The organism is Streptococcus parasanguinis, from assembly GCF_001073155.1.
Taxonomy (GTDB): domain Bacteria; phylum Bacillota; class Bacilli; order Lactobacillales; family Streptococcaceae; genus Streptococcus; species Streptococcus parasanguinis_D.
Genome location: NZ_JVEE01000035.1, coordinates 28012 through 53611, shown reverse-complemented (window position 1 = coordinate 53611; position 25600 = coordinate 28012). Strand labels below are relative to the sequence as shown.

The 25600-nt window shown below is 43.1% G+C and carries 20 protein-coding genes and 1 pseudogene; 3 read left to right on the top strand and 18 right to left on the bottom strand.

Translation table 11 applies throughout. The features are described from left to right. Nucleotides 1-170: 170 nt before the first annotated feature. The 6 genes from gatB to ADH92_RS05840 form a co-directional block, all read right to left on the bottom strand. Nucleotides 171-1616: an Asp-tRNA(Asn)/Glu-tRNA(Gln) amidotransferase subunit GatB gene (gene gatB, locus ADH92_RS05865; RefSeq protein ID WP_049497769.1), complete on the bottom strand. Its 1446-nt coding sequence runs from the start codon at nucleotides 1614-1616 to the stop codon at nucleotides 171-173. After that, nucleotides 1616-3082, bottom strand: a complete 1467-nt coding sequence (gene gatA / locus ADH92_RS05860) for an Asp-tRNA(Asn)/Glu-tRNA(Gln) amidotransferase subunit GatA (protein ID WP_049497768.1) — start codon at nucleotides 3080-3082, stop codon at nucleotides 1616-1618. The genes gatB and gatA overlap by 1 nt, the downstream gene beginning before the upstream one ends. Next, complete coding sequence (gatC, locus tag ADH92_RS05855) at nucleotides 3082-3384, bottom strand: Asp-tRNA(Asn)/Glu-tRNA(Gln) amidotransferase subunit GatC (RefSeq protein WP_002884769.1); 303 nt, start codon at nucleotides 3382-3384, stop codon at nucleotides 3082-3084. Before gatC ends, gatA begins: the two co-directional genes overlap by 1 nt. 132 nt (nucleotides 3385-3516) lie before the next feature. After that, on the bottom strand, nucleotides 3517-4089 hold the full coding sequence (locus tag ADH92_RS05850) for a cysteine hydrolase family protein (protein WP_049497767.1): 573 nt from the start codon (nucleotides 4087-4089) through the stop codon (nucleotides 3517-3519). Continuing rightward, entirely contained in the window at nucleotides 4089-4877 is a 789-nt protein-coding gene (codY, locus tag ADH92_RS05845) for a GTP-sensing pleiotropic transcriptional regulator CodY (protein ID WP_024054997.1), read from the bottom strand. The genes ADH92_RS05850 and codY overlap by 1 nt, the downstream gene beginning before the upstream one ends. A gap of 188 nt (nucleotides 4878-5065) precedes the next feature. Next, a complete protein-coding gene (locus ADH92_RS05840; protein WP_021153766.1) occupies nucleotides 5066-6280 on the bottom strand; it encodes a pyridoxal phosphate-dependent aminotransferase in 1215 nt (404 codons plus the stop codon). 208 nt (nucleotides 6281-6488) lie between these two features. On the opposite strand from ADH92_RS05840, the gene ADH92_RS05835 reads away from it, so the two are divergent. Beyond that, on the top strand, nucleotides 6489-6941 hold the full coding sequence (locus tag ADH92_RS05835; protein WP_003008541.1) for a universal stress protein: 453 nt from the start codon (nucleotides 6489-6491) through the stop codon (nucleotides 6939-6941). Nucleotides 6942-7227: 286 nt separating this feature from the next. Here ADH92_RS05835 and ADH92_RS05825 read toward each other — a convergent pair whose 3' ends face one another. Further along, nucleotides 7228-8628, bottom strand: a complete 1401-nt coding sequence (locus ADH92_RS05825) for a Cof-type HAD-IIB family hydrolase (RefSeq protein ID WP_049497765.1) — start codon at nucleotides 8626-8628, stop codon at nucleotides 7228-7230. A gap of 62 nt (nucleotides 8629-8690) precedes the next feature. Between ADH92_RS05825 and ADH92_RS05820 the strand changes: the two genes are divergently transcribed. Then, the gene (locus tag ADH92_RS05820) at nucleotides 8691-9653 is read left to right on the top strand and encodes an asparaginase (protein WP_049497764.1); all 963 of its coding nucleotides are present in this window, start codon (nucleotides 8691-8693) and stop codon (nucleotides 9651-9653) included. Between the two features lie 198 nt (nucleotides 9654-9851). Here the strand turns inward: ADH92_RS05820 and recG are convergent, their stop codons facing one another. From recG to manA, 8 genes are all read right to left on the bottom strand, one after another. Next, a complete protein-coding gene (gene recG, locus ADH92_RS05815; RefSeq protein ID WP_049497763.1) occupies nucleotides 9852-11867 on the bottom strand; it encodes an ATP-dependent DNA helicase RecG in 2016 nt (671 codons plus the stop codon). A gap of 60 nt (nucleotides 11868-11927) precedes the next feature. Continuing rightward, a complete protein-coding gene (gene alr, locus ADH92_RS05810; RefSeq protein ID WP_049497762.1) occupies nucleotides 11928-13040 on the bottom strand; it encodes an alanine racemase in 1113 nt (370 codons plus the stop codon). Next, entirely contained in the window at nucleotides 13027-13392 is a 366-nt protein-coding gene (gene acpS, locus ADH92_RS05805) for a holo-ACP synthase (RefSeq protein ID WP_049487933.1), read from the bottom strand. Before acpS ends, alr begins: the two co-directional genes overlap by 14 nt. A gap of 86 nt (nucleotides 13393-13478) precedes the next feature. Continuing rightward, nucleotides 13479-14507: a 3-deoxy-7-phosphoheptulonate synthase gene (locus tag ADH92_RS05800; protein WP_049497761.1), complete on the bottom strand. Its 1029-nt coding sequence runs from the start codon at nucleotides 14505-14507 to the stop codon at nucleotides 13479-13481. Nucleotides 14508-14557: 50 nt separating this feature from the next. Further along, on the bottom strand, nucleotides 14558-17077 hold the full coding sequence (secA, locus tag ADH92_RS05795) for a preprotein translocase subunit SecA (RefSeq protein ID WP_049490812.1): 2520 nt from the start codon (nucleotides 17075-17077) through the stop codon (nucleotides 14558-14560). A gap of 174 nt (nucleotides 17078-17251) precedes the next feature. Then, a complete protein-coding gene (locus ADH92_RS05790; protein ID WP_049497760.1) occupies nucleotides 17252-19096 on the bottom strand; it encodes an APC family permease in 1845 nt (614 codons plus the stop codon). Between the two features lie 372 nt (nucleotides 19097-19468). Further along, complete coding sequence (locus tag ADH92_RS05785) at nucleotides 19469-20209, bottom strand: MerR family transcriptional regulator (protein ID WP_049497759.1); 741 nt, start codon at nucleotides 20207-20209, stop codon at nucleotides 19469-19471. A 233-nt stretch (nucleotides 20210-20442) separates the two neighbouring features. Further along, entirely contained in the window at nucleotides 20443-21387 is a 945-nt protein-coding gene (gene manA / locus ADH92_RS05780) for a mannose-6-phosphate isomerase, class I (protein ID WP_049497758.1), read from the bottom strand. A 115-nt stretch (nucleotides 21388-21502) separates the two neighbouring features. On the opposite strand from manA, the gene queG reads away from it, so the two are divergent. Next, the gene (gene queG / locus ADH92_RS05775) at nucleotides 21503-22642 is read left to right on the top strand and encodes a tRNA epoxyqueuosine(34) reductase QueG (RefSeq protein ID WP_049497757.1); all 1140 of its coding nucleotides are present in this window, start codon (nucleotides 21503-21505) and stop codon (nucleotides 22640-22642) included. Between the two features lie 50 nt (nucleotides 22643-22692). Here queG and ADH92_RS10995 read toward each other — a convergent pair. The 3 genes and pseudogenes from ADH92_RS10995 to ADH92_RS05755 all read right to left on the bottom strand — a co-directional run bounded on the left by ADH92_RS10995 (nucleotide 22693) and on the right by ADH92_RS05755 (nucleotide 25329). After that, nucleotides 22693-24040, bottom strand: a pseudogene (locus ADH92_RS10995) (IS3 family transposase). 63 nt (nucleotides 24041-24103) lie between these two features. Next, nucleotides 24104-24730: a GNAT family N-acetyltransferase gene (locus ADH92_RS05760; RefSeq protein ID WP_049497755.1), complete on the bottom strand. Its 627-nt coding sequence runs from the start codon at nucleotides 24728-24730 to the stop codon at nucleotides 24104-24106. An 83-nt stretch (nucleotides 24731-24813) separates the two neighbouring features. Further along, nucleotides 24814-25329 carry a phosphatase PAP2 family protein gene (locus ADH92_RS05755; protein WP_049497754.1) on the bottom strand — a complete coding sequence of 172 codons (516 nt, stop codon included), beginning with the start codon at nucleotides 25327-25329 and terminating at the stop codon, nucleotides 24814-24816. Nucleotides 25330-25600 lie beyond the last annotated feature (271 nt).

The following is a 25600-nucleotide window of genomic DNA, read 5'->3' as shown; positions in this document are numbered from 1 at the left end:
AAGTGCCTGAAACAATTATGTTTCAGGCACTCGGGAGTTTTGAAACTTTAGGTTCAAAACTAAGTCATGGAACTTCCTCGAAGTTCGCTGACGTCCGAACTCACTTAAGGAAAGTTTCTAAGATGTCTTTATCATGCATCTGACAGATACTTCCTAGTAACTGTTATTTTTTATTCACTATCTTTCAACTTCGCCAATTCTTGGGCAAGTAACTTGAGGGCTACTTGTGGGTTGGCTTGGCCTTTGGTTGCTTTCATAAGGAAGCCGGTAAAGGCCTTGTCCGCATTCCGCTTACCTGACTTGAAGTCAGCTACGGCTGCTTCATTATCTGCAAAGACTTGGTGGATGATTGGGATTAAGACTTCAGGATCTGAAATCTGTACCAATCCAGCTTTTTCGACGTATTCACGCGCACCGCCACCATTTTTCGCCAAGTGAACGAAGACTTTCTTGGCAATCTTAGAAGAGATGGTTCCATCTTCGATGATGGCAATCATTTCCACCAAGTTTTCTGGTGTCAATTGGATTTCTTCCAGTGTTTTGCCTTCTGCATTCAAGAATTGTGCGACTTCCCCTTGGAGCCAGTTAGATACTTGCTTGGCATCTCCACCAAGGGCTACGGCTGCTTCAAAGAAGTCAGAAGTGACTTTCGTCGCTGTCAATTGGTTGGCATCATAGTCAGACAAGCCAAGCTCTGCCACATAGCGAGCACGACGGTCTTTTGGAAACTCTGGCAACTCCGTACGCATTTCTTCGATCCACTCATCTGAGATGTCAAACAATGGAAGGTCTGGTTCTGGGAAGTAACGGTAATCCGCTGCTCCTTCTTTGACACGCATAAGAATCGTGCTCTTATTCGCTTCATCATAACGACGTGTTTCTTGACGAATGACACCACCTGAACGCAAGATCTTCGCTTGACGCTCCACTTCGTATTCAAGACCTTTACGGACGTTTGAGAAAGAGTTCAAGTTCTTCAACTCCGTCTTGGTACCAAACTCCTCTTGACCGTATGGGCGAAGGGAAATGTTGGCATCCACACGCATAGATCCTTCTTCCATCTTGACGTCTGAAATACCAGTGTACTGGATAACTTCTTTCAATGCTGTCAAATAAGCGTAGGCTTCTTCTGGGGAACGCATATCTGCTTCAGATACGATTTCGATCAATGGCACCCCTTGACGGTTGAGGTCTACGTAAGAGAATCCATCTGTTCCGTGGGTGTTTTTACCGGCATCTTCTTCCAAGTGGGCCCGTTCAATCCCGATTTTCTTAGTTGAGCCGTCTTCCAATTGCACTTCAATCCAACCGTTGTATCCGATTGGCTCGTCAAATTGCGAAATTTGGTAGGCCTTTGGATTATCAGGGTAGAAATAGTTCTTACGGTCAAAGTGCATGTGCTGATGGATATCCATATTCAAGGCCAAAGCAGCCTTGATACCAGCATCCACAACACCCTTGTTCAAGACAGGAAGCACCCCTGGGAAAGACCAGTCAATCACATTAGTGTTAGCATTTTGCTCATTCCCAAAGTGGGCAGAGGTTGGTGAGAAAATTTTTGAGTTTGTATTCAATTCAACGTGGACTTCAAGTCCGATGACTGTTTCAAAGTTCATTAATTGTCACCTCCGAAAATAAGGGGTTGTTGCTTGTGGTAATCCGTCGTTGCTTCAAAGGCAGCTGCAGCTTGGTAGATGGTTTCTTCAGAATACTTCGGACCAATCAACTGCAAACCAACCGGAAGACCTTGCGCAAAACCTGCAGGAATCGAAATCCCTGGAAGACCTGCCAAGTTGACAGGAATGGTCAAGAGGTCAGCCAAGTACATGGCAACCGGATCATGGTTGAGTGAATCCAAATCAAAGGCTACGCTAGGAGCTGTTGGACCAAGGATAAGGTCATAATCTGCAAAGACTTTTTCGAAGTCTTGGATAATAAGGGTACGGACTTGGCCAGCTTTCTTGTAGTAAGCATCGTAGTAACCAGATGACAAACTAAAGGTACCAAGCATGATCCGGCGTTTGACCTCATCACCAAAGCCTTGACTACGAGTGTTCACGTAGATATCATCCAAGTTTTTAGCATCTTCCGCACGGAAACCATAGCGAATACCGTCGAAACGTTGCAAGTTTGAAGAAGCTTCAGATGAAGCGATGATGTAGTAAACAGCAACCCCGTATTTAGAATGAGGCAAGCTAACTTCTTCGACAGTTGCTCCCAATTTTTCAAAGTGTTTCGCCGCATTAAGGATGGTTTCTTTGACTTCTGGGTCAATCCCTTCACCGAGGTATTCCTTAGGAAGGGCAATCTTCATACCTTTGATGTCTTGACCAATCTTAGAAGTAAAATCGGCTACGCGTACTGGTGCAGATGTTGAATCCTTGGCATCTTCACTAGCAATAACATTAAGCAATTGGGCATTTTCCTTGACTGTTGGTGCAAACGGTCCAATTTGGTCAAGTGAGCTACCAAAGGCAATGAGACCAAAACGGGAAACCGTTCCATAAGTTGGTTTGAGACCAACAATCCCGTTAAAAGCAGCCGGTTGACGGATAGAACCACCTGTATCTGAACCAAGGGACAAACGGACTTGACCTGAAGCGACAGCTGCAGCAGATCCGCTAGATGAACCACCAGGCACCTTGCTGTGGTCCCAAGCATTCTTGGTTGGTCCATAATATGAAGTTTCACCAGATCCACCCATGGCGAATTCATCCATGTTGGTCTTCCCGATGACAATCATATCTTTGGCTTTGGCATTGGCAACCGCTGTCGCATCAAAGATGGGCTCGTAGTTATAGAGCATTTTTGAAGCCGCAGTGGTCAAGATGCAATCTGTTGAGATATTGTCTTTGACAGCAAGTGGAATCCCTGACAAGAGGTTGTCTGCATCGATTCCTTTTTCATCAATAGCCTTGGCTTGTGCAAGGGCCGCTTCTTCAGCCACCGTTACAAAGGCATTGACTGCTTCTTCACGCGCCTTGATATCGTCAAGCGTCGCTTGTGTCAATTCCGTTGCTGAAATTTCCTTAGAGACAAGGAGGTCGTGCAACTCTTCAATGGTTTTATGGTTGAATGACATTAGGCATCTCCTCCATCTTCTAGGATAGCTGGTACCTTGATGTAATAGTTATCTTTTTCAGGTACATTTTTAAACAAGCGGTCACGGTCCGTCCCTTTTTCAGCAACATCCGGACGCAATACGGTCTTGCGATCCGCCATGGTCGTTGTTGGGGCAACACCGGTTGTGTCCACTTCTTCCAACAATTCCACCATGTCGACAATTTTAGACAAGGTTGTCGCAAACTCAGCTGTCTCTTCTGGAGAGAATTTCAATTTTGAAAGATTGGCAACGTGGGTTACCTCTTCTTGCGTAATTTTCATCTTGCTTCCTTTCGTGAAATGATAATTTCCAATACCTTCTATTCTATCATAATTTTAGCTTTTCATGTTGCATCAAAATAAGAAAAAGAGATGAGACTAATTGAGAACTGCACTCAACTAATTCCATACTCTTTATTTATTTTCACTTAAAGTTTTATCTACCAAGCTTGCCCCTAAGACATGCTTGAAATGATTCAAGGCAAACTGATGATTTTCAGGAGTAAGCGATGCTACTGCAGGTTCCACGACTTCGATCTGATAGCCGAGGTTGTAGGCATCAACCGCTGTATGAAGGACACAGATATCAGTCAAGACACCTGTCAAAATAACTGTATCTACATGACGTTCCCGCAGGCGGATATCTAGGTCCGTTCCTGAAAAAGCAGAATAATGACGCTTGTCCATCCAAAAGACGCGTGGATCCGCTTTGTGCTCCCGATAAAAATTTGCTAAAGGGCCGTACAAATCCCGTCCGCTGGTCCCAATGATATTATGAGGTGGGAAGAGCTTGCTTTCAGGATGAAATGGATCCTCTACATCATGCGCATCAATGGCAAAAAAGACATAGGCTCCTTGGTCAAAGGCCAATTGGGTCACCTGAGCAATTGTCTCAGAAATGGCTTGTGCAGGAGCACCTGCCGTAAGCTTACCATCATCTGCTACGAAATCGACAGTGTAGTCAATTGAAATCAAGGCTTTAGTCATTAGTAATCTCTTTTCTTAATTTCCTCAAAGATATCTGGAATCAACACCTTGAGATAGGTTCCCTTCATTCCAAGAGAACGGCTTTCAATAATACCAGCTGACTCCAATTTCCGGAGTGCATTGACAATCACAGAGCGAGTAATGCCAATCCGATCCGCGATGATAGAAGCAGTCAACTGTCCCTCATTTCCTTTCAATTCACTAAGGATGGCAGAAACAGCCCGCAACTCCGAGTAAGACAAGGTATTGACAGCCATATTCACCGCTGTCCGACGACGAATATTCTTCTCGTCTTCCTCGCGTTGGTAGTTCAACATTTGAATTCCTACCACGGTACTCGCAATCTCAACCAAGATCAAATCATCATCCGCAAACTGTTTATCATTGCGCCAAATGATCAAGGAACCCAACCGAATCCCAGAAACATGAATAGGCGCAATGGTGGTCAAGCCATCAGGAAATTCAGACTTGGTTTCGACCGGAAAGATACTCAAATCATGGTCCACATCTAAATTAGCTTCTGTATCGTAGACTAAACTAGCTGCCTTGGCATAATCTTCTGGTAATTTTTTATTTTGAAAGAAAGCTTCTACCCGGTCATTGTTGGTCTTGTAACGCATGAAATAACCAAGAAGGGTTCCCTTGCTATTAATGATACAGGCATTACAGTGGATAATATCCGCTAATTGCTGGGCAATATCATTATAAGGCATCTCGAACTGCAACTGTTCATCAGTCCGTTTCAAGATGGATGTAATTTTACGTGTCTTTTCTAATAAGTTTGCCATAATAAACCTCGCATATAGTCAGCTCAAGTATATCATATAAGTGTGGGAATTTCAATCAAATTATCTGAAAATTATTTATTTTTTCTACAATTATGCGCAATTCAGAAAAATGTCGTTTCGATGACATGGATTTTATAAAATGAATCAAAAAAAAGATCGAAGACTTTTCTCTTCAATCCTTTAACTAATTAGCGTTTGTATTGTTTCAAGAAACGAGTCATTTTTTCTTGAATTTGAGCCAATTCATCCACACGTGGGAGGTAAACGATCCGGAAGTGATCTGGATCTTTCCAGTTAAAGCCACGGCCATGAACCAAAAGAATCTTTTCTTGCTTCAAAAATTCTAATACAAATTGTTCATCGTCATCCACGCGGTACATATCCCGATCAATCTTAGGGAAGATATAGAGACCAGCCTTTGGCTTAACAGCTGAGAGGCCTGGAATATCATTGATAGCTTTGTAGATAAAGTTCCGTTGTTCGTAGATTCGACCACCTGGAAGCAAGAGTTCATCCACAGATTGGTAGCCTCCAAGAGAGGTTTGCACAACATGTTGAGATAAAACATTTGAACAAAGACGCATATTGGACAACATGTTCAAGCCTTCGATATAGCCCTTCACATGGTGCTTTGGTCCGGATAGAACCATCCAACCAACACGGAAACCGGCAATCCGGTGAGATTTTGACAAGCCATTCATACTTACACAGAAGAGATCAGGCGCTAAGCTTGCAATAGCCGTGTGTTTTTCCCCATCCATGACCAAACGATCGTAGATTTCATCTGCGAAGATAATCAAGTTATTTTGACGAGCGATCTCTACAATCTCAAGCAGGATCTCATCTGGATAGAGGGCACCTGTTGGGTTATTCGGGTTGATGACAACGATAGCCTTGGTATTTGAGGTGATTTTCGACTTGATATCCTCAATATCTGGATACCAGTTTGCTTCTTCATCACAAAGATAGTGAACCGCATTCCCACCAGCTAGGCTGACGGCTGCTGTCCAAAGAGGATAGTCCGGCATGGGAACCAAGACCTCATCCCCATTATCAAGTAGTCCTTGCATGGACATGACGATCAGCTCACTCACTCCATTCCCAAGGTAAATATCATCAATATCCACATTTGGAATTTTTTTCAACTGGCAGTACTGCATGATAGCCTTACGGGCTGAAAAGATTCCTTTTGAGTCTGAATAGCCTTCACTATCACGCGCATTCATGATCAAATCATGGATAACTTCATCTGGAGCTGTAAAGCCAAATTCAGCAGGATTCCCTGTATTCAAACGGAGAATTTTTTCTCCATTTGCTCGCATGCGCATGGCTTCTTCCAAGACTGGACCACGAATATCATAAGCGACATGTTCGAGTTTGCTTGATTTATTATATTCCTTCATATTCTGCCTCGATTCACGAAATTATCTCTATTATACCACTAGTTGAAATAGAGTACAAACCGAGGACTTTAAAAATTCTGCAAAATTATAGCAGAAAAGAGAGACTTTACCTTTACATTCTAGCTCAAAAGAGATAAAATATAAGTGTATAAAGAATAGGATTCCCTTCTATTCTATCCATGTTTTCAAGCGATAAGGAGGTAGTATTATGTCTCAAAAATATGAAAACATCATGGTCGCTGTCGACGGTTCCCATGAAGCAGAATTAGCCTTTGAAAAAGGGGTTAACGTTTCTCTTCGCAACGGCTCTAAATTGACTATTGCCCACGTCATCGATACCCGTGCCCTTCAAAGCGTCTCAACTTTTGATGCTGAGGTCTACGAAGAATTGCAAGAAGAAGCCAACGAATTGCTCAAGGGCTACAAGGAACGTGCTGAAAAAGTCGGCGTTCAAAATGTTGTGACTGTTGTAGAAATGGGAAATCCAAAAGTCCTCTTAGCTAATGATATCCCAAGTAAAGAAGGGGTTGACCTTATTATGGTCGGAGCTACCGGACTTAATGCCTTCGAACGGTTAATGGTCGGATCCTCCTCAGAATATATCCTTCGCCACGCCAAAGTAGACTTACTAGTGGTGCGTGATAAGGATAAAACCATGTAAGAAAGAAAAAGTTATATTGAAAACTTTCCTTAGGTGAGTACGGACGTCAGCGACCTTCTTCGAAGTTCCATGACTAAGTTTTGAGCCTAAGGTCTCAAAACTCCCGAGTGCTAGAAACAATAGTGTTTCTAGCACTTTTCTCACGGCGGAAAGTTTTTCAATATTTTTTATAAATTTTAAAAATAAGAACATATTTCGACTTCTTTGTGGAACACTTTACTTATCTTAGTAAAAAATAGTTTGTCTACATTCTAAAAAAGGTTTGGAACAAAGGTTCCAAACTTTTTTAGTTGTCTTTTTTTGCTTCTTTTTGTTTTGCATGTTTTTCGTAGGCCTTGAGCTGGCGATCGAGTTCTTTTCTGATAGCTGGTTCTGGAGCGTATTTTTCTTCCCAATCATCTGGCTTCAGAATTTTGTGGGTTACTGGATCAAAGTGCGCCTTTCCATCTGGGAAAATCTTGCCCATATTGGCCCGGTGAACAATCTCAAAAACCTCTTCAGGATCGACTCCCATTAGTACAAAGCTACCATAAGTCAGATAGAGGGTATCAATCAAGGCATCAACCTGCCCCACCATGGAGATCTCAGCTGGATGCTTGCCACGAACCTTATCTGCAGCCTTATCCAAGGCTTCGTGAAGAGCTGCTACCGAACGGTCAAATTCTTCTTCACTTGTGCTAGCTGCTCGGACAAATTCTACCAACTCCTCTTGCTTGAACATGGTTCGATAAAGGGCGTCTTGAGGTTGCCAAACAACTGGTTTCTCCTGGGTTTCTCCATCCATCACACCATGGAAGGTTTTGACCTTATTGAAGTGATCATCCTTAGAAAGAAAGAGTTCTTTCTCTGAGAGAATACCAAAGTGTTGCAGGGCCTTTTGGATGCCATCCTTGCCATTACTAGTCGTGGTATGCTTGGCAATTGCCTTGACACTGGTCGTCCCATTTCCCATCGCAATAGACAAGCCAACACCTGACAGCATCTCTAAGTCATTATCCGAATCTCCAAAAGCCATCACCTCATCAATGTCAAAGCCAAATTCCTGACCAACGATGCGGATCCCTTCTAGTTTGGAAATGCCTGGGTTGAGGACGTCTGCTGCAAAAGGACTAGACCGTGTGAATTTCAGATCCGGAAACTCTTTTTCAATTTTTGCAGTCTCTTCTGGGCTCGATAAGATCAAAACTTGATAAATTGGTTCTTGCGCTAGTGCATAGAGGGTGTCCTGATCTTGTGGGACGACCTTGCTAACCACTTTGTTAAATCCACGACTGACTGTACGGGCCATTTTGCGGGGCACAAAGCGACTAGACCAGGTTGAAATAGGACTCATCCCAAAACTCATAATCCGAGAACCAAATACCCCATCCTTGGTACCGAGAGCAATTTCCTTGCGGTGTTCTCGAGCATAGTCAATTAGTTGGTGCAGACTCTTTTTATCGATTGGACTGGTGAACAGCACGCGGTCCTTGGTCAAAATATACTGACCATTATAGGTCACTGCAAAATCAAAACCATAGCGTTCCATAAACGGTTTGACAAAGGCCGGTCCCCGCCCTGTCGCAAGGCCGACATAGATCCCTTCTTCCTTTAAAGACTGAATGGCTTTTTCTGTTGATTTTAGGACCGCTCGACTATCATTGACCAAGGTTCCATCGATATCAAAAAAGACTGCTTTTATTTCCATGTCTACTGTTTCTTTCTTTTTATGATAAAATAAATTATATCACATATTCCAAGGAGCTTCACATGTTTAAGAAAATTTTTGCACTACATACTGGAGGGACCATTTCGATGGCAGCAGATGACTCTGGAGCAGTGATTACCAATGAAGTCAATCCCATGACCCAAGTCACTTCACCAATTGAAGGGATTGCAGTCACCTCAGAGGACTTCTTCAACCTTCCCAGCCCTCAAATGACCCCTCGTCACATGTTAGCCCTGTATCAAAAAATCAAAGAGGAAGCTCACAACTATGATGGCATCGTTATTACCCACGGGACAGATACTCTGGAAGAAACGGCTTATTTCTTGGATACCATGGAGTTACCAGAGATCGCTGTGGTCATTACAGGAGCTATGCGAAGCTCCAACGAGCTCGGAAGCGACGGTGTCTACAATTTTCTGACAGCCCTTCGAGTAGCTGCCGATCCAAAAGCACGCGATAAAGGGGTCTTAGTCGTCATGAACGATGAAATTCATGCGGCTAAGTACGTCACCAAAACCCATACCACCAATGTCAGCACCTTCCAGACACCAACCCACGGTCCACTAGGTTTGGTCATGAAAAAGGAAATCCTCTTCTTTAAAACAGCCGAGCCAAGGGTGCGCTTTGATCTCGATACCATCGATGGGTTCGTTCCGATCATCGCTACCTATGCAGGGATGAAAACCGATCTACTGGATATGCTGGATCTTTCAAAGCTTGACGGCCTCATTATCCAAGCCTTTGGAGCTGGAAACATCCCTAAAGAAACAGCACATAAACTCCAAGAATTCATGGATGCAGGTCTTCCAATCGCTTTAGTATCCCGTTGCTTCAACGGGATCGCTGAACCCGTCTACGCATATGAAGGAGGAGGCGTCCAACTCCATCAAGCAGGTGTCTTTTTCATCAAAGAATTAAATGCCCCCAAAGCGCGTATCAAACTCCTCATCGCCCTCAATGCCGGCCTAAAAGGACAAGAACTCAAAGACTATATCGAAGGGTAAAATAAGATACAAAGGGCGTAGCGGATACAGTCAAAATAGGGAATACGACGAAGAATCCAAAAGATTCTAGGAGGATTCATCTTTTTGACACAATCCGCAGCCCGTGTTCAATTAATAAGATACAAAGCCCGTAAAATGCCATCTTAAAGGGAGTGGAGTGGAATCCAAAGAATTTCCTCTCTACTCCCTTTTTATATTTTAGTCTAAATGTTCTTTCTTTTCTAAGTAAAGCGAGAGCAGATGCCAATCGGGGTGTTCGCGCCAATCTGGCGTGGCTACGATCTGGCTGGCAACTTTCCTTGCTTCTTCCAGAATGGGATAATCTTCTACCAAATCCGCCACTTGAAATTCTGGAATCCCAGATTGACGGGTTCCAAAGATTTCACCTGAACCCCGCATTTTCAAATCTTCTTCCGCCAGCACAAACCCATTGGTTGTCTCTGTCATGATTTTCATGCGCTGCTTGCCACTATCTGTCTTAGGGTTGGCTACTAGAATAGCATAGGATTGCTTGTTTCCCCGACCAACCCGGCCTCGTAGCTGGTGAAGTTGGCTAAGACCAAACCGATCTGCATCCATAATGACCATAACGGTCGCATTGGGTACGTTGACTCCTACTTCAATAACGGTCGTAGACACCAAAACATCGACTTGGTGCTCTTTAAAGGCCTGCATGATGGCATCTTTTTCTTCACTTTTCATCTTCCCGTGAAGCAGAGAAACGCGTGCTCGCTGCCCAAAGAAGGCCTCTAGCTCTTCTTGGAGGGCAAGGGCGTTTTTCAAATCTAGCGCCTCTGACTCCTCAATCAGTGGAGAAATAAAGTAAGCTTGAGAACCTTTGCCAAGTTCTTTGACTAACCAGTCGAGGACCACTTCTAACTGCTCATGCTTGACCCAACGTGTGATGATTTCCTTGCGTCCCGCAGGCATCTGGTCAATGATGGACACATCCATATCTCCAAAGGCTGTAATAGCCAAGGTCCGGGGAATAGGGGTAGCCGTCATCATCAGGACGTCTGGATTTTGTCCTTTTTCTCGAAGAATACGGCGCTGGGAAACCCCAAAACGGTGCTGTTCATCAATAATGACCAAGCCTAGATCTTGGTAGTGAACTCCCTCTTGAATCAAGGCATGTGTCCCCACAATCAGTTGGGCTGTTCCTGAGGCGATCTCTTCTAAGACTTCTCGTTTCTCAGCCGCCTTTAATCCTCCTGTTAGAAGGGCAATTGGCAAATCTGGAAAAAGATTATGCAAGCTTTCCTTGTGTTGCTCTGCCAAAATCTCCGTTGGAACCATCAAGGCAGCTTGCTTCCCAGCGCTTAAGGCTGCATACATAGCAAGACCGGCCACGACTGTCTTCCCGCTTCCCACATCCCCTTGTAAGAGGCGGTTCATATGATAAGGAGAGGCCATATCTGTCAAGATTTCATTCAAGCTGTTTTCTTGAGCTTGCGTTAGCTCAAAAGGAAGCTGTTTTTTTCTGTCTGCTAATTTTTCTGGATTCCAGGCCAAGGAAATCCCTTGGCTGGCATCGTGGTTTTCTTCTTTTAGCACTTGGAGTTGCAGCTGGAAAAAGAGGAGCTCTTCAAATTTTACTCGGCGAAGAGCTTGCTTGTACTCTGCCAGATCCTTAGGAAAATGCATAGCTTGCACTGCTTGGGAACGAGACATAAGTTGATAACGATCTCGTAAGATGTGGGGTACATTCTCTTCTAAAAGCTGGTCCAAACCCTGGTCAAACGCTATTTTAATCAATTTCACCAGGCTGTTTTGGCTCACTCCTTGCGTCACTCGATAGACCGGCTGCAAATCATCTTCCACTTGAGCCAGGAGTTTCATCCCTGTCAAACTGCCTTTAGCCTTGTCCCATTTCCCAAAAATCGCCACAGTCTGCTGAACCTCGATTTTGTCTGCTAGATAGGGTTGGTTAAAAAAATTAACAGCAATCACTTGGTCTCCCTGTTTGATCGAAAAACGCAAGCGATTTCGTTTGTAGCCATAATATTGGACATTGGCTGGCGTTGCTACCACCCCAGAGATGACGGCTTTTTCCCCATCTTCCAACTCTAAAACATTGCGCGTTTTGAAGTCTTCATAGCGAAAAGGGAAATACAAGAGCAGATCTTCTAAGGTTTTAATCCCTAACTTTTTAAATTTTTCCGCCGATTTTGGACCGACTCCAGGCAGTACGGATAAGGGTTGGTGTAGATTCATTTCTCCTCCTTTCTTTTATAAAAAAGCAGGTCCATTCGGGAAAATCCCACCTGCTTCTTCTTATTCTTCACCTGTATAGTCACGAGGAATCCGATCACTCAAGAGACAGACCACTTCATAATTAATGGTCCCACGGTAATCTGCAACCTCTGTTGCCGTGATTTCTTTCTCGCCCTCTCGTCCAATCAGGGTAACCTTGGTCCCCAGAGGCAATTCTTCTGGAAGGCGAACAGTAATCTGGTCCATCGAAACGCGACCAACAATAGGACAATAGTCCCCCTTAATCAGCACGTGGAAATTTTGCATCTCTCGGATCCAACCATCCGCATAGCCAATAGGAATCGTCCCGATCCATTGGGGTTCTTCTGTCGTATAAGTTGCTCCGTAGCCAATATCTTGACCAGCTTCTAACTGTTTCACATGAACTAATTCGCTCACCAAACTCAAAGCTGGCTTAATTTCATAAGGCAAGGCTAACACAGAACCACTGGGATTCAAGCCATACATGACATCTCCCAAGCGCACAGCTGTGAAAATCGTATCCGCATGCCACAAAGAGGTGGCAGAATTACTCGCATGGACAATGGGAGGAAGGGTTTCAAGAGCAGCCAATACTTCTTTGAAAAACTGGTATTGCGCTTGAAATTTTCGATCATCTGCCTCATCTGCTGTCGCAAAATGAGTAAAGATCCCTTCAATTTCAGCTCCAGCTGCTAAGAGAAGGCGTTCAGCTTCTTTGATCTCTTCGATCCTTCGGAATCCAATCCGCCCCATTCCTGAATCCACCTTGATATGGACCTTCAATCCTGAAAGATCTGCTTCTTGTCCAAGCAATTGTTCCAACCAAGCAAGACTAGCCACTGTTAAGCGGATGTCATGCTCTTTGGCTAGGTTCACTGTTTCACTTGGCACAACTCCCAAAATTAAAATAGGGTGTTGCAAGCCTTCTTCACGGATTTCGAGGGCTTCATCCATATTGGAAACACAAAAACCATCTACCTGAGGTGCCAATTTTTGGGTTACTGCAACGACCCCATGACCATAGGCGTTGGCCTTGACGACTGCATATTTCAAGGCTTGACTCGGAATATGCTCACTGACTTGTTGCACATTAAAGGCAATGGCATCCAAATCGACTCTTGCAACAGTTGGTCTATGTTTACTTGCTTTCATTTTCTTCCTCCAAAATGACACTGGTCGACACTAGGTCTCCCTTATGACTGATCGAAATCCATACCTTCCCAGAAAAAGGAGACTTGGAAAAATAGGGAGCTCCGTGGGCATCATTTAAAATTTCTAAATCTTGAAAACCAACTGGTCCAATCCCTGTTCCCATTGCCTTTGAAAAGGCTTCTTTGGCGGACCATCGGCCCGTTAAATATTCCATTTTCCGTTTTCCAGACAATTCCTCAAAGCGCTCTCGCTCAGCCTCGGTTAAGACTTTTTCAGCGAATCGACTATTCTTCTGATAGGCTTTTTCAATCGCAGCGATCGATTCGATATCGATGCCATGTCCTTTGATCATCTTGTTTTATCCTTATTTATCGTTTCAGTATCGTTTTACTGACAAAAGAGAAGGGGCTAAAGAATCACTCCTTCCGCCCCTGCCTTTTACTTATTCATCGTTGCAATTTCTTTGACCAAGGCCTGTGTTTTTTCCCAACCCAGGCAAGGGTCTGTGATGGATTGACCATAAACCACTGGTTCATTTTGACGACCATCTTCTAGATAGGATTCAATCATGAAACCACGAACTAAAGTTGCCAAATCCTTGTTCCAAGCACGGTTCATCATGGTTTCTCTCACGATGCGTACTTGCTCTTCGAATTGTTTGCCAGAATTGTCATGGTTGGTATCCACCAGGATGAAGGGATGTTGCAAGCCCATTTCGCTATAGCGTTTTGCTGCCGCTAGCAAATCTTCATAATGGTAGTTTGGAATATTCTTACCACTTGCATCCAAGCCCCCACGAAGGATCGCATGGGCTAAAGGATTTCCTGAGGTTTCCACTGCTTGAGCATTGAACAAAAAGTTTTGGGGATGTTGGGCTGCATAAATCGCATTGAACATAACAGAAAGATTTCCAGAAGTTGGATTCTTCATACCTGTCGGAGCAGAGATCCCACTAGATACAAAGCGGTGCTCCTGATCTTCAACTGAACGCGCTCCAATGGCATGATAAGAAATTAAATCTTCAACATAAGGAAGAATGCCTGGATAGAGCAGCTCATCTGCGGTCGTTAAACCAGTTTCTGTAATCACACGGTAGTGGAGATGCCGAACCGCTTTCAACCCATCCACAAAGCTTGGAGCTGCCTGTGTATCTGGTTGGTGCATCAAGCCTTTATAGCCGTCCCCGTTGGTCCGAGGTTTAGCTGTATAGACCCGCATTACAATAAAAATCTGATCTTTGACTTGCTCTTGCAAGTCTGCCAAACGACGGGCATACTCCATCACAGCTTCTTCATTATCAGAAGAGCAGGGTCCAATCACAAGAAGGATCCGTTTGTCTTCCCCTTTGATAATCGCTGCCAATTCACGGTCACGCGCTTCTTTACGCTCCAAGGCTGAACCTTCCAAGCGGTAAAGCGAAGTAATCTCTTGCTCATCAATCTTATTACTCTTCGTAACGAATACCATACGGCCTCCTTATGCTACCTAGCCACATTCTCTCTATTTAAAAGGTGTTCTTAAAATTTACGTCCGTGACAGTTTTTAAATTTCTTGCCTGATCCACAAGGACACAAATCGTTGCGTTTCACTTGTGACAAATCAATTTCTGCAGGAATATCTTGTTGTTGCGCTGCAATGTTGCGAGTCGCAGTTGTTGAAATACTGTGTTCCGCACGTGGACGTTCTTGTTCATGAATTTGGGCTTTCATCATGAGACGAGTCACATCAAATTCAATCGATCCGATCATGTCATTAAACATACGGAAACTTTCTGATTGGTATTCTACCACTGGGTTATTTTGCGCATACCCACGAAGTCCAACCGCATTTCGCAATTGATCCAAAGCATCAATATGGTCCGTCCACTTGCTGTCCACCACGCGAAGGATCAAGACTTTTTGGAATTCTTGCACAGACTCTTCGTCACGCAATTTCGCTACTTGGCTAGCATAGATTTCTTCTGCACGTGCATACAAGTAATCGATGACTTCCTTGTCAGATTTTCCTTCAATATCGCTTGCAGAAATCGTATCTTCCGGAACCAAATTGTATTTGGCAAAGTTCAGAATCGCTTCAACGCGTTCTTCCTTGCTTGAGTGGCTGGCCCCTTCAACAATCCGTTTGATGGTCCGTTTGATCATGGCCTTGATTTCAGGTGCCAAGTCACGGTTAGCTGTGATAACATCATAGCGTTCAGCGTAGATAATTTCCCGTTGTTCCCGCATCACGTCATCGTATTGAAGGACTTGTTTACGGGTATCGTAGTTGTTTCCTTCAACCCGTTTTTGTGCACCCTCTACTTGACGGGTGAACATATTTGAACGGATCACCGATTCTTCTTCGCTCAACTTGAAGCGATCAAGCACTGCTTTGATCCGTTCAGAACCGAAACGGCGCATCAATTCATCTTCAAGAGACAAGTAGAATTGAGATTCACCTGGATCCCCTTGACGTCCTGAACGTCCACGAAGCTGGTTATCGATCCGACGACTTTCGTGACGTTCGGTCCCGATAACACATAGTCCACCGAGTTCGCGAACACCTTCACCAAGCTTGATATCGGTACCACGTCCGGCCATGTTAGTCGCGATAGTAACAGCACCACGTTGACCAGCGTTCATGATGATTTGCGCTTCTTTGTAGTGGTTTTTCGCATTCAAAACTTCGTGAGGGACACCTGCTTGAACCAACAATTGAGAAAGGTAATCACTGGTTTCAACGGCAACGGTACCTACTAGGACTGGTTGACCTTTTTCATGACGAGACTTGACATCTTCCACAACAGCTTTGAATTTTGATTTCAAGCTTGGGTAGAGAAGGTCTGGATGGTCAATACGGGCAATCGGACGGTTGGTTGGAATTGGAATCACGCGAATGTTATAAATTTCACGGAATTCTTCTTCTTCGGTTTTCCCTGTCCCTGTCATCCCTGACAACTTCTTGTACATACGGAAGAGGTTTTGGTAAGTAATCGATGCAGATGTTTTGGTTTCTTCTTGAACTGGAACACCTTCTTTGGCTTCAATCGCTTGGTGAAGTCCATCAGAATAGCGACGTCCTTCCATGGTCCGACCAGTAAATTGGTCGACGATCAAGATTTCTTGATCTTCGCTGACCACATAGTCGATATCCAAAATCATGATGTAGTTGGCACGAAGGGCATTGTCGATAAAGTGAGTCAAAGCTACGTTTTCAATATCGTACAAGTTTTCAAGATTAAAGTAGCTTTCTGCCTTATCGATTCCTGAATCAGACAAACCGATGGTTTTAGATGGGACATCGATAATGTAATCGTCCTCTGTCAAGGTCTTCACATAAGCATCCGCCATGTGATAGAGCTGGCTCGTATCAGAAGCTGTCTGACCAGAAACGATCAACGGAGTACGGGCTTCGTCAATCAAGATGGAGTCTACCTCATCGACCAAGGCATAGTTCAATGGACGTTGAACCATGTTTTCTGCACGCACAACCATGTTGTCACGCAAGTAGTCAAAACCAATCTCTGAGTTGGTTGAGTAAGTGATATCACAGAGGTAAGCTTCTTTTTTCTCAGCTGGAGATTTTGCTGCAAGGTTGATCCCTACTGAAAGGCCAAGCCATGAGTATAGTTCTCCCATCTCTGTTGCATCCCGCTCAGTCAAGTATTCATTGACGGTGACAACGTGCACCCCTTTGCCAGACAAGGCATTCAAGTATACCGGCATGGTTGCTGTCAGGGTTTTTCCTTCCCCTGTACGCATCTCTGGAACGTCACCATGGTGAAGGACGATTCCCCCCATGACCTGAACCTTGTATGGGAACAAACCAAGAACCCGTTTTGCAGCTTCACGAACAACTGCAAAAGCTTCGTACAAGAGATCATCCAAAGACTCACCATCTTGGTAGCGTTGCTTAAACTCAACTGTTTTCGCTTTTAATTCGTCATCCGTCAAAGCTGCCATTTGGTCTTCATAAGAAAAGACCTTGTCAGCCATTTTTTCAAGGCGTTTGATTTCGCCTCGATCATTTTCAATAATTGTTTTTAATAAATTTGCCATTTTTTTCCTTACTTTGAATTTTTCAAAATCTAAAATGTTCTTTTTATTCTAGCATTTTTTAAACATTTTTTCAAGATCAAGGCTGTATCTTACAAGACTTTCGAGTGGTTTTTTTCGTGTAAGAAAATCCAAAAAGATGCCTGCTCAAGCAGACATCTTTTCTATATACGGTGTTTATTCAGACAAATGGTAAGAATAGCTTGCCACAACCACTTCTTCATGCCAACGAAGTGCATACTTCAATTTCAAACTCATTTGGTTGTGGAGAATATTTTGCCAATGTTTTTTAGGAATAAATTGAGGGACTAAGACTGTAACGGTGTTGCCTTTTTCCTTGGCCTCCTCAGCTACTTTTGAGACAAATTCAACTGTTGGCTGGATAATATCCCGGTAACTCGTCATGACATTTTCAAAGCGAATATGAGGGAAATAATGCTTAAATTCTTCCGCCACTTCCGCATCTTTAACCTTGGTTTCTTCCGTTGAGACGTGCATCGCTATAACATCGTTTCCTAGGCTATTTGCATAACTCATAGCTCCCACACTTACCTGAGTGACATTCCCAACAAGGACAATCACGGTATTGCCCGCATAACTTGTCTTTTCAATCTTACCTCCCAAGCGCAATTGAGCCGCAACTTTATCATAGTGATTACGGATACTCAAGAACATCCACAGCAAGAGACCAATAATAGGGAAGAAGGGCCAGATCTCACGCAAACGGAATAATAAGAGGATCAAGACAATCCCATAACAGATGGCTGCCCCCAGGATATTGGCAAGCGAATACTTAAGAAATCCTTTTTGATATTGGCGTTTCCAGTGGATCACCATCCCTGTTTGAGAAAGGGCAAAAGGAATGAAGACCCCGATGGTATAAAGCGGAATCAAGCTTTCTGTTTGCCCATCAAAGATCAAGAGCAAGACGATGGCACCAATCGCCAAGGTCAAAATCCCATTAGAATAGCCCAGACGATCCCCTTTTTCCATATACATGTGTGGCATGTATTTATTTTTAGCCATGTTAAAGGCCAACATAGGAAAGGCGGAGAACCCTGTATTAGCCGCAACTGCCAAGATCAAGGCTGTTGATAATTGGAAGACGTAAAAGAAGGCTTGTCCGACTGGGGAATTCCCTAAGATAGCTTGGGCCATTTGGGCTAGAGTCGTTACCCCTTTTGCTGGAACGACACCCACCCAGTAATTGAGGAAGGTAATTCCCGCAAACATGATCCCCAAAATCAAAGCCATAATGGTCAAGGTAGAGGCTGCATTCTTTGCTTTTGGTTTCTTAAAGAAAGGAACCGAATTGGAGATAGCTTCAACCCCTGTTAGTGAAGCCGATCCACTCGTAAAGGCCCGCAATAAGAGAATGACACTAACCCCTGAAATGGTTTGACCCACATGAGCAGTTGCGTTATAGGCCAAGTGACCGGTCAAGATTTGGATCACACCATAGCCGATCAAGGCAATGGTACTGACAATGAAAAGATAGACCGGAATCATCAACGATGTCGCTGATTCACGCAGTCCCCGAAGGTTCATCAGCATCAAGATCAAGACCAATAAAATGGAAATGTGAAGATTATAAGGATGAAGAGATGGAATCGCTGACGTGATAGCATCTGCACCGGAAGACACAGATACTGCTACTGTCAGCATGTAGTCGACCAAGAGGCTACCGCCAGCGATCAACCCCGCTTTGGGAGACAAGTTCTCCGTAGTCACCATATAGGCCCCTCCTCCTTGAGGGTAGGCATGAATGACCTGGCGATAAGAAATCGTTAAACTGGCTAGGAGAACCAGGACCACAATCCCAATTGGAATGGACCACCAAATGGCTCCTGCTGATACGGTCATCAAGACCAAAATAACTTGCTCTGGACCATAGGCAATGGAAGAAAGTGCGTCACTAGAGAGCATGGCCAAGGCCTGCATTTTCCCTAGCAATCCGCCTTCACCTTCTGCACCAGATTTCAACGGACGGCCAATAAACCATTTTTTCAATGTTGAAAACATAAAAAACTCCTTGAAAAAAGTTCATGAGGCCGGGAATTCCCTGCCTCTTTTCATAAAACAGGGGTTATTCTACTCTTTTTTTTCAAGACTGTCAACTAAAATTGTGAAATTTTCATAAAGCTTTCATTGTGTTCATTCATTCAAGCTCTCTTAGATCGGTCAGCTTCTTTTCAAATTGATCCAAGCAAAAAACGAGGCTAGGACAAAAATCCTAGCCTCTCAATTATTTTTGGATTGTCGAGCAAGACGCAATGGTTGAGTGGGCTCTACTACGCTGATTTTATCAGCTTTTACAGCCCTACTCAACTGTACGGAGGTGGGACGACGAAATCGAATTCTAACGAATTACCGATTTCTGTCCCACTCACTTTTTTATTTGGGTTGATGTGCCACATAGTGGGCAATGACATCCGAAGTGTACTGGGCTGTGCCAGCTCCAAACTTGTCGATGTTTTCCTTGAATTCTGGGTTATAGACATAGCCTTTGCCGATATGGCCAAAAACCTCTATAGAGCAGTCAAATCCATACGTTCGAATCGCGTCTAAAAGTTTGGCGGCTTCTTCTTGGTTTTCCGATGCTGTTACCGGCAAACCAGCTTGGAGGTTTTTCGCCAAGACTTGGAAGACTTGATTAAAGGCTCTTGTCGCCTCCTCTTCTCGACCTTTTTGACGTTCAAGCGCTTGGTCCATGACTTCTTGACCGTACTTATCTACCGCCTCTTGCTGGTATTTTTGAGTATCTTGGTAGCTAAATCCAGTAAATTTTTCCTCAATGGTCATTTTTCTTTCTCCTTTTTGTTCTTGAATGGTTTTTTGCAAGGTAGAAATCAAGGTATCCAGACGTTGTCTTTCTTGAGTCAAATAGTCCAACTGTTTGGTCAAATGGGGCAATAAGTTAGATTTTTCTTGGGCTAAGAGTTCTGCTATTTGGTCTAAGGAAAACCCTAGATACTTGTAGTAGAGAATCACCTGTAATCGTTCTAAATCTTCTTGACTGTATGTCCGATAGCCATTTTCAGATTTCACAGGGACGAGAAGTCCTATCTTGTCATAGTGGTGCAAGGTCTTGACAGAGACACCCGACAGCTCTGCAGCTTCTTTGATATGGTACATGATTTCCTCCTTGTACTCAATGAAAATCAAAGAGCAAACTAGGAAGCTAGCCGCAGGCTGTACTTGAGTACGGTAAGGCGACGCTGACGTGGTTTGAATTTGATTTTCGAAGAGTATTACAAGGATAGTATAACCCCTCCCCTTAGGTCAGAGTCAATACTTAACATAAAAATTGTTTTCAGATAAAAAAGGCTTGAGTTGTTTCACAGCTTTTAACTCAAACCCCTTCTTTTTTATGGATGACTTACGATTAATTCTAAACCTTGCCCTTCCAAAGTCCAAGATTCAACATCACTCGGTAAGATAAAGTGACTTCCTTTTTGAATAGGATAATCCTTTCCATCGACCGTCACTTTTCCTTCTCCAGCTAAGACGCTCAATAAGCTGTAATCAGCGGTCTTTTCAAAATCAGCTTTTCCAGTCAGTTCCCACTTATAAACGGTGAAGAAATCACTGGCAACCAAGGTGGTCATTCGAAGATCATCGATCACAACTGTATCTGGATGGCTATTGGCAGGCTCCCCAATATTCAACACATCAATTGATTTTTCCAAGTGAAGTTCCCGCAAGTTTCCTTGAGCATCCTTGCGGTCAAAATCATAAACCCGGTAGGTGGTGTCACTCGACTGTTGGGTTTCAAGAATCAAAATTCCAGAACCAATGGCGTGCATGGTCCCGCTTGGCACATAGAAGAAATCTCCAGCCTTGACAGGAACCTTTGTCAGCAAGGCATCCCAGTTCTTATCCTCAATTTGCTGGCGGAGTTCTTCTTTTGACTTGGCATTGTGTCCATAGATAATCTCAGATCCTTCATCAGCCGCAATCACATACCAACACTCAGTTTTTCCAAGTTCTCCTTCATGTTCCATTGCATAGGTATCATCTGGGTGCACCTGTACACTGAGCCAATCGTTGGCATCCAAAATCTTTGTTAATAAAGGAAAGACAGGCTCTTTACGATTACCAAATAATTCCCGATGCTCTTGATAGAGCTGATCCAATCCCATTCCTTCGTATGGACCATTGGCTACTTTAGAAACTCCATGTGGATGGGCTGAAATCGCCCAAAATTCACCGACATGGTCGCTCGGAATTTCGTAACCAAATTCTTCTTTCAGACGAGTTCCTCCCCAAATTTTTTCCTGCATGACTGAATGTAAAAATAATGGTTGTCCCATAATATCCTCCTCGCATTTCATGTTTCTATTATACAAAAAAAAGAAAATTTTTGAAAGCCCTTTCTATCATTTTCCTCTCTCGCCAGAAACTTTATTTTTGTGTATAATGAAAGGGATGACACTAAAAGAAAACATTATCCAACTGGCGCATTCTATTGGGATTTCAAAAATTGGATTTACAACTGCTGATGACTTCGCTTATTTGGAAAAATCGCTCCGCTTGGCCGTTGAGGAAGGACGGAATTCTGGATTCGAGCATAAGAATATTGAAGAGCGCATCCACCCCAAATTAAGTCTCTCCTCCGCCAAGACCATCATCTCAATCGCTGTCGCCTACCCCCACAAACTCAAGCAACAACCTCAAAAAACAGCCTATAAAAGAGGAAAATTCACTCCCAACAGCTGGGGGTTAGACTACCATTATGTCCTTCAAGACAAGCTCAACCGCTTAGCTGCTGGGATTGAAGAAATGACGCAAGATTTTGAATACAAGGGCATGGTCGATACTGGAGCACTAGTAGATACGGCCGTCGCCCAACGAGCAGGGATTGGCTTTATCGGAAAAAATGGCTTGGTCATTTCAAAAGAATACGGTTCTTACATGTTTCTGGGAGAATTGATTACCAATCTCGAAATCGAACCAGATCAGCCAGTCGACTATGGTTGTGGAGACTGTCGACGTTGTTTAGATGCTTGCCCAACCTCCTGTTTAATCGGGGACGGCTCTATGAATGCCAAACGCTGTTTGTCCTTCCAAACCCAAGATAAGGGCATGATGGACCTAGAATTTCGCAAGAAAATTAAAACGGTCATCTATGGATGTGACATCTGTCAGATTAGCTGCCCTTATAACAAAGGGCTGGATAATCCCTTGGCAACAGAAATCGATCCTGATCTGGCTCATCCAGAGTTGATTCCCTTTATCGAACTGTCCAACGGTCAATTTAAGGAAAAATTCGGGAACGTTGCTGGAAGTTGGCGAGGCAAGAATATCCTCCAGCGCAATGCCATCATTGCATTAGCCAATGCCAATGACCGCTCGGCCATCCCTAAGCTCCTGAACATCATCGAGACTTCACAAAATCAGATCCATATTGCAACGGCTATATGGTCTTTAGGGCAACTGCTCCGTGAAGTCACACCAGACCTTGTCGATCTTTTACTGAATATCAAACATCCGACTGACGCTATCATAGAAGAACGAACTGCTTTCTTTGAAAAATTCGGTGTTCAAGCAGATTCACAGCTACAATAAAAAAAACACTAAGGTTGTATGTACTGACCCCAAAAAGTTAGACAAATAATTTAAGTTAAGGATTTAGTCCTGTATTGCACAGGACTAAGTCCTTTTAGTTTTACCTTAATTCGTTTGTTGTTGTAATAGTCAATATAGTTTACAATAGCTTGTTCCAATTGGTTAAGTGACTTAAATGTATTCTCGTAACCATAAAACATTTCCGATTCAAAATGACAAAGAAGGATTCCATCATGCCGTTGTCTGGGCTGTTTCCTTTACGTGACATGGACGGTTGAATTCCTTTATCCTCTAAAAAACGATGATAATACTGGTGTTGATACTGCCATCCTTGATCACTATGAAGAATTGTATTTGTGTAATGATTCTCAGTAAAGGCCTGGTCTAACATAGCTTTCACTTGTTCTAAATTCGGTGAAGTCGAAAGATTATAGGCGATAATTTCGCTATTAAAACCATCTAAAACTGGCGATAAATAAAGTTTTTGATTGCTTGCTGGAATGGCAAACTCGGTCACATCTGTGTAGCACTTTTCCATTGGCTTGGTTGCTTCAAATTGGCGTTGAATAAGATTATCTGCTTTCTTACCAATCTCTCCTTGGTATGAAGAATACTTCCGTTTACGACGAATACGAGCACTTAAACCAAGGACCTTCATCAGACGTTGGACCTTCTTATGATTCACTACAAAACCACGATTCCTCAATTCAAGAGTCATTCGACGATAGCCGTAATTCCCTTTATGCTCAGTAAAAATAGATTGAATTTCAACTTTAACATCATAATCCTTATCGCTTTGATCGAGCTGTTTTAAATGATAATAATAAGTTGAACGGGCAAGCTTAATAATCTTTAGAAGAATCTCTAAAGCAAACTCTGTTACCAATCCTCGGACAATTTCCGTTTTTCTTCTTGCTCTTTTTCGTCCCTCAATCGGAGTTCTCTCAACTTTTTTAGAACCGCATTCTCCGCTCTCAAGTACTCATTTTCTGCTTGAAGACGTTCTAGTTCTGTCATCTCTTCGGGTTTCTTCTTTGGCTTACGTCCCATTTTAGGTATCCTTCCTCTTGTTTTCTCAACAATAGTATACTCGTTTTTCTTATATTGTGCTATCCAATTATGCAACATTCCAACACTTGGAAGAGCATAATCTAGAGATACCTTTATTTGTGAACGACTTTCAAGCAGAACTTTATCAATGATTTCTTGTTTTAGTTCGGGAGAATAGTAACAATTCTTTCCTTTTTTGACGATTTCTATTCCATAACGATCAATCAATTTAATCATGTACTTAAGATTAGAAATGTTTATCCCAAATTGATTTGAAAGCTCTTTGAAGCTTCGCCCTTGTTTTTTATGTTCATAGATCTGAACTTTATCTTCATAAGTTAATTTCATAATAAAAACACCCCAAAAGTTAGATTTTTTTCTGTCTAACTTTTGGGGTGCAGTTCAGTAACCTTAGTGTTTTTTTAGTTCCTTCAAAAAATACCAACTGCCCATCTCTACTTGGTTAAAACTAATCTCACTTGAATAGACTTCCTTGTAACCATTTTTCGTGTAAAAATAGACATTTCCTTTGGTATTGGTATAAAAGGCTAGTGTTTTTCCTTGGATCTCTTCCAAGAAAGGCTCAATTCCTTCTGTCATAAAGCGACTGCCATAGCCCTGCCGTTGGTGTTTAAGTGCGACTGCGAGAAGCATCAAATACCAATCAAAATCTACATTTTCCTCTAATTCCTTATCCGTGTCCTCCATAAATTTAAAGTAGGACAACATATTCTTCAAGGAAATAAACTTGAGCAAACCAAATCCCCCATTTAAGAGATAGGCCCGAAAAGGAATCGGTCCCTTTTGCAACAAGGCAACTGCATAAATTTCATCATTTTTTTCTGCCACAAGGCAAATATGGTGCTTAAGAAAAACCTTTACCAGGATGCGCATCATTGCCTCAACAAAGGCAGGATACTGCTTGGGATCACGCACCAAATCCTTGATGACTTTTAAAAATAGATAGTCCTCAAAGGCTGTACTGGCTACTCGAACCACCTGATCCAGATCTGCTTTTTCTGCTTTTCTGTACTTCATCTTCTCTCCTATTCTAAGTCCACTTTCCAGTATACACTATCCCTCGCTCTTAGACAAAGGTCAATTTTCAGCAATTTGTTCATTCAAGCCAGCAAAAAGAGTCCTCCCCAGACGAGTCCTAGCCCCCAAGCGACGAGGACATCCTTGGGATAATGAACTCCTCCAAGAACTCGGACAAGGGCTAATAGAAGAGATAGGAGCATGGAGCACATTCCTAGCGGAAGCGACAACTGGCAGACACACATCGAGATAATGGTGGCCGAAAAAACATGTCGGCTAGGAAAGGAATGTCCGGATGAATTCTTTTCTAATAAGGGTTGAATCTCCCATTTCTCATAAGGTCTCGGAACATTGACCCAATGACGAAAGAGGCTAAACAAGACAAAACCCGAAGAAGGGATCCAGATAAAAGGCCAGATTTCTCCCATTGAAGTTTTCTTAAAAAACAGCCAACAAAAGACCAGGCCGTAGATGCCTGGCATGGCGAACGTCAGGATCCGATTCGTCCTTTGAAGGACCTGCACACGATGTGGCTTTCTCGTAAAAGGCAGGGTTAGCCAACGATAAAATTTCGGATAATCTTGAAGATTGGGCTTCATGTTGGCACTCCTGTCTATCATCTCATTTTTGTACTACTAGTATACGCGATCCTAAGAAAGCCTGTCAAGCCAGGCTTCTTTTTTATCTTTTCTTCCTTCTTTTTCACATGATTTAGCACTAAAATCTGATGATTTATCATTTTTCTGTCTCCAAGAAACGTCTTTTCCATTACTATTATCGATAAAAAAATGAGGCTGGGACACAAGTCCTAGCCTCTCAATTATTTTTGGATTGTCGAGCAAGACGCAGTGGTTGAGTGGGCTCTACTAC